At 52.8% G+C, this 443-nt stretch carries 1 protein-coding gene; it reads right to left on the bottom strand.

Going from position 1 to position 443, the window contains the following annotated elements; genetic code table 11:
• A partial coding sequence (locus HMPREF2796_RS11420) for a hypothetical protein (RefSeq protein ID WP_371327467.1) occupies positions 1–443 on the bottom strand: 443 nt, incomplete at both ends.

The following is a 443-nucleotide window of genomic DNA, read 5'->3' on the forward strand; positions in this document are numbered from 1 at the left end:
AAGTCTGCGCGTACCGATTCGTAACCGTCTGCCGGGAAGGCAGCATCTGTGCCTGTAAGCAGGGTTAAAGTTGCCTGCACCCAAATATAGCGATAGGCCGGACGGGAGAAGCGGATAATCTGGTTTCCAGTCGGCGTGGTAATAGTCTTAGCTATATCGCCATTGGTATTAATGCCAGCCGCTTTTACGCGGTAGATAGCTTGAGCGATTTCATCATCCTTGCCGCCATCAATCAGAACCTTGATAGAGTGCGGCTTCAGGTCGCCGACTTGTGTATCTGTATCATTCTCGAAAACGTGAATATCGCGGGCGGTCGGAATATCTCGTTTTAGGTTGGCAAGAATAGTGGCATGTGTGGCCGCGCCGAGTGCATATACGCCCGTTTCGTAACGAGCGCGTAAATCCTCGTCGCTTTCTGCCACCCGGCCAGCTACTGCCACGCG

Source organism: Eikenella sp. HMSC071B05 (assembly GCF_001811325.1).
Classification (GTDB): domain Bacteria; phylum Pseudomonadota; class Gammaproteobacteria; order Burkholderiales; family Neisseriaceae; genus Eikenella; species Eikenella corrodens.